Genomic DNA, 14,153 nt, shown 5'->3' on the forward strand with positions numbered 1-14,153 from the left:
ATGATTTTAGACAGGAGAATTCTCCTGTCTTTTTAATGCACAATAAAAGACTCAGCAATCTGAGTCTTTTATGTTATCTATTTTTTATCATCCTAACTTCCTGACTCCATCCTCAACATCCACCTGGACAGTCTCCTCTAACCTGTACATGAAACTCTTATGATTTGTGTGACTCACAAAGAACTGATATGAAGATTTATTGAATTTTATATACAGGATGGGCTGCCCTATCTCATCAGCTATTCTTACAAGATCTTCGAAGGTTTTCACATGACTGATATTACCTATGACAGGTGTCGCTTCTTCATCTAGAGCGACCAAACGATTACCGTGCTTTTTAAATATTCCTTTTAATTCTTTCTTTATAGGATCTATTTCTTTTTGGCTTCTCGTGTAAAGAACGAAGAGTACAAGGAAAACTATAGAAATTCCAGCCCCCGTTCCAAACTTTTTAATGTCACTCGCTCTTACTTGGTTCGCAACTTTCTTGCTTTCCTCAACCGTTCCAGGCTGATTTTGTGTAAGTGTTCCTCCCACTTTAAAATATTGCTCATTCAGGGGAATGATCATGGCAGGAGATAGCTGAGAGTTGATTTTGCCATTTTCCCCCTCCATATTTACTCTCCACATTACTTTAAGTCTTGTATTGGCATTTACCTTTGATTGTTCCTGAACCTGTTCAGCAAATTTTTTGTATTGGTTAAGGTCAATCGTCATGTTTTCTTTTACTGAAAGTTGTTGATCACTTGTTGAAAACTCGGTTTTAGGCTTTAGGATATACTGTCGCGACCAGAGAGGGCTTTTCTTTTCCCCTCCCTCTACTGAGCCCTCCACCACTGCGATGATCTCATACGTACCATTTATATCGCTTTTTTCTTCTCCAGAAAATGCATAAGTGAACTGGGTATCTATATCGTTGACAAAATTCTCGATATACACTTGGTTTTCCCCCAGTGTTTTTTCTTCATAGATGGGATTAGATTTTAAGTTGACCTTATAATTTATGTTGGCTTGTTGATCATATGAATAGAGAGGAACGTTCTCTTCCACTAATGCCGGACTACGAAACGCTTCGACTGATTTAAACAACATGAAGCATCCAGCTAGGGATAATAAGGCTATAACCGTTAATCTGATATGTTTATTTAGCTTAACTTTCATTCATGAACCCCATTTCTATTAAATAATACGTTACTATCAGAATTCCACTCTTTCATTTTCCACTTTATCGTCACTTTTAATTAGCAATGTCGGCCATCCTATCTTAGGTACTGTGTAGATGATTTTCCCTTTTATTTCTTCTGGATGTACCGGCTCGCTGTCTTTCACTGAGTTATTATCTCCTTTTGTGACATATAGCGTTTTTCCTTCCTTCTTAATAATGTCTATCACTCTATGAGAAATTTTAATGTCTCCTTCCACAAATTGAATCACTTCACCGACTTGAACATCCTTACTATCAACTTTTTTCACCAGAATGACATCACCGGGATCGATTATGGGCTGCATGCTGCCTGTGGCTATGACAGAGGGGAAAACTGGAAATATACCTACTGAGAACCAAATAACACCTATTGAAATAACACCTGTAATCACAAGCCGGAGAGGCTTCTCTTCTCTGTTTCTTCTTCTAGCTTCTCTAGCTTCTTTCATATAGATATTGTGAAAGAACATTAAACTAAAGATAGGAATCAGGGTACCGACCAACCCTTCCGTAATCCATTTTAAATTAGGAAGGATTGGAGAGATCCAATATATCAGTTCAATCACACCTAGATAGATAATGGCAGGAAGCACTCCCCCTAAAAATACCAAATAAGTGGCAAACAAGTTTCGTGAAAACTCTGGGGCAAAACTTTGAGCAGAAAACTGAACGATGTTCTCCATTCCTGATAGATTAGTAAATTGACTGAGAGGAAGTTCAAATATAGTCAGCCCTATTGATAGAAGAATGAAAAATAAATAATTTTCCTTTATTCCTCGGCTATTTACAATGAAGCTTCGCGCTGATTCAACCCCTATTATCATCACACTCAGGAGTATGAGATTTTTTCCTATTCCTTTTAACGAATGATCAAACGGGCTCTTTCCAAAACCGTCAATAACGCCCGCTCCGAAATACACAAAGACGTAGATCAAAGCAAATATAAAGGCCCACCAGTTAATGAGTTCTGTAAGACGCCGCTTGCCTTTAAACCTTTCTCGGGGGAACCACCAAACAATAAGTCCCAGCCCTCCATATAATACGACCTTTTCAAGTAAGCCATGGTTACTACCTATCGTTTGAGATGGCAAAGATGAATTTCCAAAGATATAAATAAATAACAGGTATCCAGCCAGAATAATTAATCTCCTTCTGGATGAATGAAGGTGGAGTATTTTTCTTCTCATTTTTCTCACCACTAGTTAATATTTTCGTCTTCTGAAGAAGTTTCACTGTTCATCTCACTGGCGCTGTCATTACTTGGTTGTTCCAACGTTTCTTTTTCCTCAATGGATGGTTCTTCTTTCACCGGTTCTGCTTGTTCTTCTGTTATTTCTTCTTTATTAGTTTCTTCGGGAACCTGTTCATCATCTTGGGCTTCTTGTTGGTTTGTTTTTATTTCTTCTTTTTTTATTTCTGGTTGTTCCTTGGAAGTTGAATTTTCACTCTTTTCTTCCATTACCTGAGGTTTTGGAGCATCTTCTTTTTTACCTTTCTTTTTCGTTCCATGAATGGTAATGTTTCCGCTTTCAATCTTTTCATTACCTGATGTGTAACCTTCATATTGGCCATTTGTTATTTTCAACTCAAATCCATCTTGATTTCCGGGTTCTCCGCGATCTACTATTTTAATGTCCAGGTTCATTTCCTGCTCTTGATCAGAGGAATCCGACTTCACAACCCCTGTAACATTAAATTGAACCCCAATTACAAATCCATCTTTGTCTCTTAACTGTTTAATATTCGTTGCACTTTTATCATTTACTTTTATTTGTTTTATGTCTGTAGCGGGTTGGTGATCATTATATTCTAATTGAACGTTCATACCTTGGGTGAGGGCATGAATAGTAAATCCAAAAGAATTACCGGATTGTTTTCCTCCTCCAGTAATCTTTGTGAATTGTAGTGGTTGCGTTTTCTGCAATTCTGTAATGTTCCCTGTGAATACAAGGCTCTTTTTCCAGTAACCATAACCACTTGGGAGCAAAGTAACAGAAATGACTAAGCTGATGAAAAGAATTGATACAATTGTTTTCAAGAAGAATTCCTCCATTTATTTCTATTTAGTACAATTGATTACCTACTCTTTAATTTGCATATATTCTATTTCCATTTTTTTAAAATCAGAGTTAATAACTAATTTAAAATCCTTGCTTTCAAGTGGGAGAATGGTTTGGTCGTTGTATACTACCGGAACACTCCCTTTATTTAATACCGTATAAGTTAACGTACCTTTGTATCCCGGCACTACACTGGCGTTTATATCTAATGCACCCTCTTCAATATCCACCGACAAATCAGACACGCCTTCCATAGGTTCTAGTAAATAATCATCTTTCAAGACTAAAAGAATATTACCCGTCGTAACCTGTTTAGAAAGCTGAAGACTATCATTCCAGTATGCATAACTAATCCCTAGACAATTGAATAAAACGATAAAGAAAATGAACGTAATCGTTTTCCAGCGCATATTAAATAAGTGCTTCTTCCTCATACACACACCACTTTCACTTGAAAATAATTTTAGCTGACTCTAAACTGTGCGATTCCCTTGATGTTGGCAAACAACGCTGCTTGGGTCCGATCAGTGAAATCGAGCTTATCAAGTATTTGACTAACGTGTTTTTTGACCGTATTCTCCGTAATGAATAACTTTCGTGCTATTTCCTTATTCGAATGCCCCATTCCCAACTCTTTCAAAACTTCTACTTCCTTTGGGGTTAAGTCGTTTATTAATTCCATTTCATCTTTGTTTCCAACGGTCATCATAATTTCAAGTAATCCTGGATCGTAATACTTCCTTTTATTTGCAACCAACCGGATTGCATATAACAATTCCTCCGGCAAGGCTTCTTTTAATACAAAACCTGAAGCTATTTCTTTTGCTTTTTGTAGATCACTTGGTTGAGCAGAAGAAGTCAATATAATAAATTCACATTCAATTTGCATACTCTTAGCTCTTTTAATCAAATCTAAACCGCTTTCTTTTCCAAGCCTTAAATCTACAAGAACAATATCGGGTTTTTCATTTTCAATCATTCTCAAGCCTGTTTCAATATCATACGCTTCTCCTACAGACTCTAAGTCCTCTTCTAAAGTCAATAGAGATATTAATCCTTTTCTTACTAAAGCATGATCATCAACTACCAATACTTTTTTCATCTGGTTCCCTCCTAAATAGCGATAGTTATAGAATGAGATAACTTGATATTAATTTTGGTACCTTTGCCGATTTGAGAATGAATTTTAAAGCTTCCTTTACTCAGTTCTGCTAAATCACACATATTTTGTAACCCTAACCCTCTTTTCAATCCTGGTTTTCTCAGATCGAATCCACTTCCATCATCTTCTATTTCCAGCATTGAATGATCTTGAAAGACAGACAAACGTACCACCAATTCCGTAGCGTTTCCATGTCTTATGGCATTTCCGACCGATTCTTTTACTAGTCTTAATATCCTTTGCTTTTCTATAAAAGGAATTTTTTCTGCATCACCAGAGGTGACAAGATTGATCGTCTTTTCATTTAATTTAGATAGCTGAGTTAGATAAGTTTCCAAATGATCAACAAATGTTTTTTCTGAATTCTTTCTTGAGCTTAATTTATAGATACATTCTCTAAGTTCTGAAGCAGCCTCCCTTGAACACTCCTCTATGACTGATAGCTGTCCCAGTAAATTATCGTCTACAGTGAGTCTCTTCAGAGAGTGAATACCATAGACAATACTGAATAACCTTTGAGATACACTATCGTGTATTTCATTCGCTATACGATTCTGTTCTTCAAGAAGTATCATTTTATGATTAATATCCTCGTAAGCAATACGTTCTAGGACTATTGAAGAGAGATCTGCTAAGAATATAAGTTGTTTAGAGAGCATCTGCTCATCTATGCTTTTCGCCAACTCTACACCTATCACACCAAACTTTCTGGTAGTCGATGTAACGGTTGTTACAAGGAATGTCTTACCCGATAGATGCATTTTGGCAGGTGTATGATGGAATCCCGATTCTATCCAACTTTTTTTTATATTCACGTTCATTTCTTTTATTTTCACTTCTAACCCTTTACCTTTTCTCGAAAAGTAAATATTTTCCTTATCACCTTGATCATTAGACATCCAAAAAAAAGCCAAAGGGGATTTACTTAGTAGCCTTGCATACTCTGAAAAAGTTTTCCCAACGTTTTCTCGACTGTTCTTAGAAGTGATCCCCTCCGTTATCTGATAAAGTGACATGATATGTTCAATGGATTCTTGATTTTGTCTTATGGATACTTCTAACTTCTGATTAGTTGATTCCAAATCTCGCCTTTGCTTCTCTAATTGTCGATTCTTGATTGCTAATTCTTTTTTTGCTGCAGACAACAATTGGACAGCAAGCGTCGTAAGAATAAACACCAGCAATAGCGGGGAGTGTTGACCTATAACTTCAAATTGCATGGAAGCCCCTGTTATTATGTAAGAAGTAACGCTGGTAGAACCCAGGTAGAACATTAAAATCAGCCAGCTATAAGTAGCTGGGAGTACACTAGCTGCAAGCAAAACAGGATTTAAGGCATACCATAGAAAAGGGCTATCAAGAGCTCCCGTAGGAATCAGAAGTAGACTAATTCCAATCATTTCAACTAAGAGAAGCACAATAATTCTCCACTTAATATGCCTCACCTTTTCGTATAACCAGACTATGAGTAGAGAAGATAAGAATAGCAAAGAAACAACGGTGAATTTAAAGACGTTAAAATGACTAGGACTATTTAACAAAAAAAATAGTGACGTAAGGAACCATGAAAGAAATCGATAAATATTGGTAATATCCTTATACTTTAGTGTACTTTGAAACAGCGAAATTCTTTTCAAACTATCAACCCTCCCGTTTGTTCGTTTTAATGAACTACTACTTTAGTGTAATTCAAGGATGATAATAAATAAAACCTTATAAAGGACTAATTATTCTTAATAAAGAACATTTTCCGTTATATTCCTATGAATTACTTCTGTTTCCTTATAATTTTAAGTTTTATAACGAACAAGCGAACCTGTTGATTTGATTACTTAGGAAGGAAAGAACCGAATTTAGTACACTTACTGAGAGGAGACTTTTTGGGGATTGAATAACTAATATGGATGAGCATCTCTCTGATCATACTGTTTGAAAACTCTCAAGTATTCATGAATACTTGTCATTTACGGGGCACGCTTCTAGAGAGTTTGGCTGCATGTTAAGGTGAATGGGGCATGCTAGTTGTAAATTTCAATCATACGGGAAAAGTAAAAGGAGCCACGGGATCTATCCCCTTTGGCTCCTTCTCACATCAATCCATATACTTCAATACCTCTCCAACCACTGCCTCATTAATCCCCCCACCAATCTGATGAACTTCTGAAGAAGTCTTACCTTCAATAGTATCAATCTGAGATCTTTCCAGTCCTTTTTGTGAAACGAGCAGAACCGGAACCCCAAGTTTAGACGCCAGCGGACCCGCTGATAAAGCGTCAACCAGTTTGGCTGTTTCGGATTTGGCGATTAAAATTGTTGGATAGTGATTTTCTGTGTAGAATTTTTCTATCACTTTCGCATTGGTATCATGTCGGGAAAGGCCGCTGATACGGTTGCCCTCCACATTCTTCGTTGTGATGCTATTCATTTCTTTCAGGATGGCTGAATCCAGTACCGCTGCTCCCCCGATAAAGTGAGCGTTCGATAAATCTTCTGATTTCAACCATTCATACGTGGCTTCAGGAACAGACTTTTTCTCTGAAAGAATGATCGGTTGTTTCACCTTTCCAGATTGAGCCGCAATCGACAGTGCATCCGGCTCCCCTCTTCCATAAGCAAGATACGCTTCCGTCACATCGACTGATTTATCGAGCTGTTTTGCAATGAGTAAAGAGGTTTCGTAACGATCTTTACCTCCAATACGAGAAACACTATAACCCAGCTTCACAAGTGCTCCTTTTACCTCATCGGAGATAACCCCGCTACCACCTATTAAAACAATTTTCTTCGTGCCAAGTCGTTTTAATTCTGCTTCTGTTTCTGCCGGCAACGTCCCCTTTGTTGTCAGTAGAATTGGTGCGTCGTTTGCAGAAGCTAATGGTGTGGCGGTTAAACCATCTGCAATCGCACCTCCGTTAACTAAAAATATTGTTGAGGATGTTTCCCACCCCTGCTTAGAGACTTCAACCGCAGTTGAATACCTTGTTGTGCCGATGAGGGTCTTCAGTTGAGGTTTTTCATTCACAACCTGTACTTTAGCAACAGCACTTTTGTTACCCGCTTGGTCTTCTGCATGCACGCTGATTTCAGTGCCTGCTTTTTGCTTGCTGATAGCAATCGTGAATTCACCATTATTGTTTGCCGATGTTTTCCCGATTTCCGTTGATCCGGTGCTCGCATACACCGTGGAATTCGCTTCCGCTTTTCCTGTAATCGAGGTGGACTGTTCTCCTACTGGATTTACATTTGGCTTCACTGGTGCCGTTTTATCTTCGACAGTTACTTTTACAGTTTCACTTTGGTTCCCTGCAGCATCCACTGCATACACACTGATCTCAGTGCCTGCTTTTTGCTTATTGATTGCTAAAGAAAAATAACCTGAACCGTTTACCGATGCTTTTCCAATCTCGGTTGATCCTACTTTTGCATAAAGAGTTACATTAGCTTCCGCTTTTCCTGTGATGGATGTAGAGCTATCCCCTACAGCATTTACAGTTGGTTTCACTGGTGCTGTTTTGTCTTTTACCGTGACCAGTGCTGAATCACCTTGGTTTCCAGCTCCATCGATGGCATAAATGCTTAATTCCGTTCCCGCTTTTTGTTTAGGGATTCCGACTGTGAATGATCCATCACTCGTCGAAGACCCGATGATATCGGGTCCGGCTTTGACCTCTACCGTCGCCCCTGCTTCCGCTTTTCCTGTTACGGAGGTGTGGCGATCGGTTACTTCGTTCACGGTTGGAACATCAGGGCTTGTTCCGTCCATTACCGTAATGGCCGTTGCTTCACTTGTTGCATCACCGTCTGTAACGGTTACCCATAGAGTCGTCCTTGCCGGTTGTTTTGGAATATCGATATCAAAATTTCCCCAATAGGGATATCCGCCTCCAATGACTTCTTGTCCATTGCTAACTTCAATGTAACTGTCATCATCTGTTTCAACTGTTCCACTTACATATGTAGAGTAGTCAAATACTTGTGAAACTTGAGGCGGGGCTACATACCTTGCCACTCCGACTGCTTCTCTCGCATTCACCCGGCCATGGCCGTAGAAGTAATCCTTCCCGGATGCTCCAAGGTCATCCGCCGAAGCGTATAGTCTGTCTGCTACCTGATCATTTGTCAGATCAGGTTCATTTGCTAAAATAAGTGCGGCCACTCCAGCCACTACCGGAGAAGCCATGGAAGTCCCGTCCATCCATCCGTACTCAGAATCCGGCAATGTCGATAAGATTGAAGACCCTGGTGCCGCGATATCAATGTCATATCCATAGTTAGAAAAACCTGATTTAGTATCATACTCAGTAGTCGACGCGACTGAGATGACATTAGGATAAGAAGAAGGATAATGTGAATCACTTGTATTGTCATTACCTGCCGCTGCAATCACCACTACTCCATTATCGTACGCATATTGAATCGCATCATTATAAACACTGCTATAATAATAATTTCCTAAACTCATATTAATGATGTCAGCACCGTTATTCACGGCATAATAAATACCCTCGATGACATCGGAAGAATAGGCAGATTCTTCATTAAAAAAAGCATCGATAGGCATAATGCTCGTCTCTGGTGCAACACCAGCCAATCCCATCCAGTTATCCATGGAACTTCCTATTATGCCTGCTACATGGGTACCATGATCACCTTTAGTCATGGTTGTTGTGTTGTAAACGGTATCATATGGAGCGACAATCCTCCCCGCAAATTCCGGATGATCCACATCCACACCATTATCAATTACAGCTACCACTACATCAGAAGAACCCTTTGTTTGATCCCACGTTCTCTCTGATTCGATGTTTTGGTGATGCCATTGAAGACTGTAATAAGAGTCATTCGGTACGTGGTTCAATTTAATCAAGTGATCAGGTTCCGCATACTCTACATCACTATCATTCTCTAAATCCTTTATAAAAGATTCCACACCCTGCCCGTCAGGGACATCCATTGTCACAATCGGAGCGGCGTTATTTTCTTGATTTGCCAACACCTCGTACCCCTCAATAGCTGCTTTATCCACTGGCTTTTTCAACTTCACAATCACTCGTTCTGCTAATTTATCATCTGAAGGGACAGCAGTATCTCCATTTGCCTTTGCCACTTCAACAGAATAAAAAGGCATAACAAATAAACCTAAAACCATCATCCAAATCCAAACTTTTTTCATACGTAATCCCCTTTTTCAAAAATTGTATATAGTCAACCGAATGTCACAAAAAAAGGGACAGAACAATGTCTGTAACCTTTTATAAAAATAGGAATTTTATGGTTGTTAATTCATAATACTTTTATCCTATTAAATTAGCAATATATGTTTTTAATTATATTATTTAAAAGGGATAATGGAAGAATGCAAAGTTCACAATTTGTTAAAAATGTGGAAATATTTATTGAACACTAAAAAGAAAAGTTGTCATGAATGCGGAAGGGCATAATAGTTCCTGTTCAGATTGCTTCAATCCCATTTTATGCGAAGGCTGTTTTACCGGCAGTCAAAGTAGTGAACGGAAAGAAATAAAAAAGAGATTCACTCTTTCGGGTGTTTTTTAGTTTATAGGCTAATTTTCAGTACTGGTTCATGATTTTGAACGGCTATCATATCTACTTTTTTTATTGCATCAATACCATTTGGAAGGACACTTATTTCGTATCCCTAGTGGTGGGGTATTATTTTGGGGGCTTAGAGGATGGATCATTTATCCATTTGCAAAACTTCTGGATTGGAGGGCTATGGGAGTTTTTGTAGCACCATTCTATTAATACAAGATGATCAAACGTTTTAAAGAAATCAATAATGACACGAACACGTTAATCCAGGAAAACGCATGATTTCAATGGAGAGTAAATGCCCCCGATTTAGTTGTTGACTGGCTTTGGGGGTATTTATTTCCTTTGGATAACCTTCTGGCACCTTCTTGAAATTCACGCTATTATCTGCTCACACTATCTCCGAAACGCTCTTCTCTCAGCATAGGGAACGGACTTATGGCAAACCGCTACCTTCTCCCCCCTATCATTGAAATAGTGTCTAGGTTGAATAGGTTTTGGGTTACAAATCGCACAACTTGATAGCTTAATCCACACTTGTCGCCTCAGTTCGAAAAGAAAAGGAGCCCAGGTACCTCTCCCTCTGGCTCCTTACACATATTCCACCGATTCCCGCTCCCTCTTCGCCGGTTCTTTCAGATTGACGGTTTCCTTCACGATGTAAATCGGTCTGTTTTTGCTTTCGTCATAAATCCTCGCGATGTACTCCCCGACGATGCCCATGCCTAACAGTTGAACTCCGCTAAAGAAAGTGATGGCCACCATGATCGAGGCCCAGCCTGTTTCGACCCCTTGTCCGAATAACTTGACGGCAATCGCATAGACAAGGACAAAAAAGGAAATCAATACAGACGTAAAACCGATGGTCATTACGAGCTTCAATGGCTTGGTCGAAAACGCAATGATTCCGTCCGAAGCAAATTTGATCATTTTCTTCAACGGATATTTCGTTTCCCCGGCAAAGCGCTCGTCCCGTTCATATTCAATATAGGTCTGGTTAAACCCTACCCACGAAAACATCCCTCGGACAAACCGGTTCCGCTCCGTCATCGTCTTGAACACGTCCGCTGCCTTTCGGTCGATGATCCGGAAGTCTCCCGTATCCTTTGGGATGTCGATGTCAGACATATAGTTCAGGAACTTATAAAAATACTTGGCTGTCAGAAGCTTGAATTTCGTTTCCCCGGATCGCTTTTTCCGTTTCGCATAAACGATTTCATAGCCTTCTCTCCACTTTGCTATGAGTTCCGGAATGACCTCCGGCGGATCTTGAAGGTCGGCATCAATGATGACGATCGCATCCCCGGAAGCATAATCGATCCCGGCGGTCACGGCCGTCTGATGACCGAAGTTCCGGGCAAAATTCACAATTTTTGCCTGACTGTCCTTCAGTGCTATGTCATTCAAAATATCCAGGGTTCTATCGGTACTGCCGTCATTGACAAAAATGAATTCATACCGGATATGATGATCCACCATGACGTTTCTGATCCTGTTATAGCATTCCTGTGCCACTTCCTCTTCAAAGTACATGGGAATGACAATTGAAATTAATTCCCGCATGATATCCTCCACTTTCCTTATTAATGACTGCCCTTGGCTGCGAAGGTCCATCTCGCATTCAACAGATAGTTCACTACCATCCCCGAACCAATGGCCACGATATTCGCCACAACCGGATGGAAACCGGCATATTGAACCAGCAGAAACAGAATCAGCGTATTAAAAGCCAGGGTGAAGACATTCACGGAAGCGAACTTCACGAATACATCCGCCTTCGTATCGCGAGCCTCGAACACCCACCGTTTATTCCAATAATAGCTGTTCAATACCCCCAGCACATATCCCAGCACGTTCGCAAGCAGATAGTGTACGCCTATATAGATAAAGAGCGTGTAGCTCCCCAACGTAATCAACGTGTTGAAAACGCCGACTGTCCCGAATTTCAGGAACCTTTTCATCCTATCGAACTCCTACTCTTTCATTCTCGGTTAAAGATACCAATAATTGAAGTTTATATCAATCATGGAAACGACTGTATTGACAAACTTTACAAATTTTTAACAATAGAATGGAGAAAAGAAGTCCTAAATGGTGTGCGCTTTGATATAGTAGAAAATGTATTTTTAAAAAGGAGGAAAATCATGGGTTCCCGGATCTTTCATTTTTTACATAGATTCTTCTACTACATCTTCTTTGCAGTGATACTGCTTTTAGTAGGATTGAACATCTTTATCAGTAGAGGATACAGTACGCTAAGTGTAGAACCACCAGCATATTTCAATTCCATCACCCTGGTGATCGCCATTCTGCTGGCCGTATTGGTATACCGTTTTCGCCTTCACCTGGTGGCGTTCCTCGGAAAAATCCCTGGAATATACGCGGTCATCGGGCTATTGGGTGTTAGCCTGATTCTGCAATTGCTCACGATAAAAGAATTGAACGTCAACCCCACCTGGGACTTCGGGGCGATCGTCGACAGCGCGAAGCTTTTCGTTGAAAAAGGGGAAATCGGGGATTATTTCACAATCTATCCCAATAATATACTGCTCGTCTGCATCCTGGCGGTGATCGGCAAGCTCTCCACACCTGCACTGCTGGTCTTCCAGCTCTTTAACGTCATGGTCATCACGACCAGCCAGTATCTCATCTATCGAATTGCGTCCAAAGTGGCGGGGCAGGCTGTCGGAATGGCAAGTTTACTGGTCAGCGTCCTATTCTTTCCCTATTTCTTTTATGCCCCTGTCGTATATACGGATACAATTTCATTGATCTTTCTGCTCTTGCCATTGCATGTATTGATCAACAAGGATGGGAATTTAAGAGGGGATTTGCTTGCCATCATTACAGCATCCGTCATCTTTTCTTTCGGGATGCTGTTAAAAGGCTCACTGATCATTTTCACGATTGCCTTCGCGATCATTCTGTTCCTCTTTATGAAAAAGTGGAAAAAGCTTTATGCTGTCATTCCATTTATCGTCCTGCTGATTGTCAAAACCTTATTCACGAACGGAATTTATCAGTTGGGGATCCTTGATAAGGAAACCGTGGAAAAGAGGAGCATGCCCGTCACTCACTGGATGGTCATGGGGCAAAATGAAGACCGCTTCGGGAAGTATGCACAGACCGATGTCGACTTCACGACCAACCTCTTAAAGGAATATCCAAGAGAAGAAGTCACCGAGGCCCACATAAAAGAATTAAAAAATCGTCTCACCGAAAAGGGACTGTCCGGAAACATCGCATTCAATATGGAAAAGATCGGTCACACATGGACTGACGGAACCTATTATTCTTTAAATAAACTAAGGAGATATCCGGTCCATCCCGAAAACTTCCAGCGGTTGACGGAGGATAAATCAGGACATGCCTTACAGGGATATGCGAGGGTGCAGCATCTCCTATTATTCTTTGGATTACTGTTGTTGGCGTTCAGGTTCAAAGGGAATCACCCCTTCACCTCCTTTGCCATGCTGTCCATCATCGGGTTCTTCCTCTTCTTCATCCTGTGGGAAACCCGCTCCCGCTACCTCGTCAGCCTCACACCGCTGATCATCATGCTCAGCTGTATGGGATATCTGGGCGCAGGACGGAGGCTGGGTGTGGGACGGAGGGACAGGTCCCTTGTCCCGGATTCTAAGTAGGACATACTTTGACTTAGCGGTTTTGCCAGCACCCTTTGTATATTGGGGGCTGGTTTTTCTTTTAAGATCTAAGTGGGACGGGGTGCCTGTCCCCACGTCCCTAAATAACCTCCACGATCCAATACCCATGCAAAACACAGGTGAAGGTATATGAAACGGCTGCCACTCCTGCGACACTCAGTAATATTCTTGAAGCTTTTTTCTTTGGATTCAGATAGTATAAGAGAATAAGTAACAGGACCGAAAGTTGGACCTTGATGAGCAGGAATAGCCAGGGTCTTGTGAGATACAGGTAATTCATGAGGGGATTGCTTTCTGTTATATAGTTTGAATGTAGCCCATACATGGTGAGTGCGGCATCCAGGAGGTTCAGGAGGGCTATGTAAAAGAGTAGTGGCCTCATGGACTTTCATTCTCCTCTTTGTGATTTTATAGTGCTATTTTGTTCTCTTTAAAGAACAACCACCTTAATCATACTATATGCGACTTCTAATCATCAACTTTATTAAGAACAACACTCCATAAAAATT

General features: G+C 40.3%; 11 protein-coding genes. 1 reads left to right on the forward strand and 10 read right to left on the reverse strand.

The features are described 5' to 3' along the window. Positions 1-87 precede the first annotated feature (87 nt). From TV75_RS16395 to TV75_RS16435, 9 genes are all read right to left on the reverse strand, one after another. Positions 88-1,161, reverse strand: a complete 1,074-nt coding sequence (locus TV75_RS16395; RefSeq protein ID WP_044339885.1) for a DUF5305 family protein — start codon at positions 1,159-1,161, stop codon at positions 88-90. Between the two features lie 36 nt (positions 1,162-1,197). Further along, the gene (locus TV75_RS16400) at positions 1,198-2,391 is read right to left on the reverse strand and encodes a signal peptidase I (RefSeq protein ID WP_044339886.1); all 1,194 of its coding nucleotides are present in this window, start codon (positions 2,389-2,391) and stop codon (positions 1,198-1,200) included. An 11-nt stretch (positions 2,392-2,402) separates the two neighbouring features. Continuing rightward, entirely contained in the window at positions 2,403-3,242 is an 840-nt protein-coding gene (locus tag TV75_RS16405; RefSeq protein WP_044339887.1) for a hypothetical protein, read from the reverse strand. 42 nt (positions 3,243-3,284) lie between these two features. Further along, positions 3,285-3,698, reverse strand: coding sequence for a hypothetical protein (locus TV75_RS16410; RefSeq protein WP_044339888.1), 414 nt, complete (start codon positions 3,696-3,698; stop codon positions 3,285-3,287). Between the two features lie 29 nt (positions 3,699-3,727). Then, entirely contained in the window at positions 3,728-4,366 is a 639-nt protein-coding gene (locus tag TV75_RS16415) for a response regulator (RefSeq protein ID WP_044339889.1), read from the reverse strand. A gap of 11 nt (positions 4,367-4,377) precedes the next feature. Next, positions 4,378-6,063: a sensor histidine kinase gene (locus TV75_RS16420; protein ID WP_044339890.1), complete on the reverse strand. Its 1,686-nt coding sequence runs from the start codon at positions 6,061-6,063 to the stop codon at positions 4,378-4,380. Between the two features lie 455 nt (positions 6,064-6,518). Next, positions 6,519-9,599 (reverse strand): S8 family serine peptidase, encoded by a 3,081-nt coding sequence (locus TV75_RS21235; protein WP_052504593.1) that lies wholly within the window; start codon positions 9,597-9,599, stop codon positions 6,519-6,521. Between the two features lie 971 nt (positions 9,600-10,570). Beyond that, positions 10,571-11,542 (reverse strand): glycosyltransferase family 2 protein, encoded by a 972-nt coding sequence (locus TV75_RS16430; RefSeq protein ID WP_044339891.1) that lies wholly within the window; start codon positions 11,540-11,542, stop codon positions 10,571-10,573. 20 nt (positions 11,543-11,562) lie between these two features. Further along, a complete protein-coding gene (locus tag TV75_RS16435) occupies positions 11,563-11,940 on the reverse strand; it encodes a GtrA family protein (protein WP_044339892.1) in 378 nt (125 codons plus the stop codon). Between the two features lie 183 nt (positions 11,941-12,123). On the opposite strand from TV75_RS16435, the gene TV75_RS16440 reads away from it, so the two are divergent. Continuing rightward, on the forward strand, positions 12,124-13,623 hold the full coding sequence (locus TV75_RS16440; RefSeq protein ID WP_044339893.1) for a hypothetical protein: 1,500 nt from the start codon (positions 12,124-12,126) through the stop codon (positions 13,621-13,623). A gap of 100 nt (positions 13,624-13,723) precedes the next feature. Here TV75_RS16440 and TV75_RS16445 read toward each other — a convergent pair whose 3' ends face one another. Further along, positions 13,724-14,026, reverse strand: coding sequence for a DUF5658 family protein (locus tag TV75_RS16445; RefSeq protein ID WP_044339894.1), 303 nt, complete (start codon positions 14,024-14,026; stop codon positions 13,724-13,726). Positions 14,027-14,153: the final 127 nt, after the last annotated feature.

It is taken from the genome of Rossellomorea aquimaris, assembly GCF_000935355.1.
GTDB lineage: Bacteria > Bacillota > Bacilli > Bacillales > Bacillaceae_B > Rossellomorea > Rossellomorea aquimaris_B.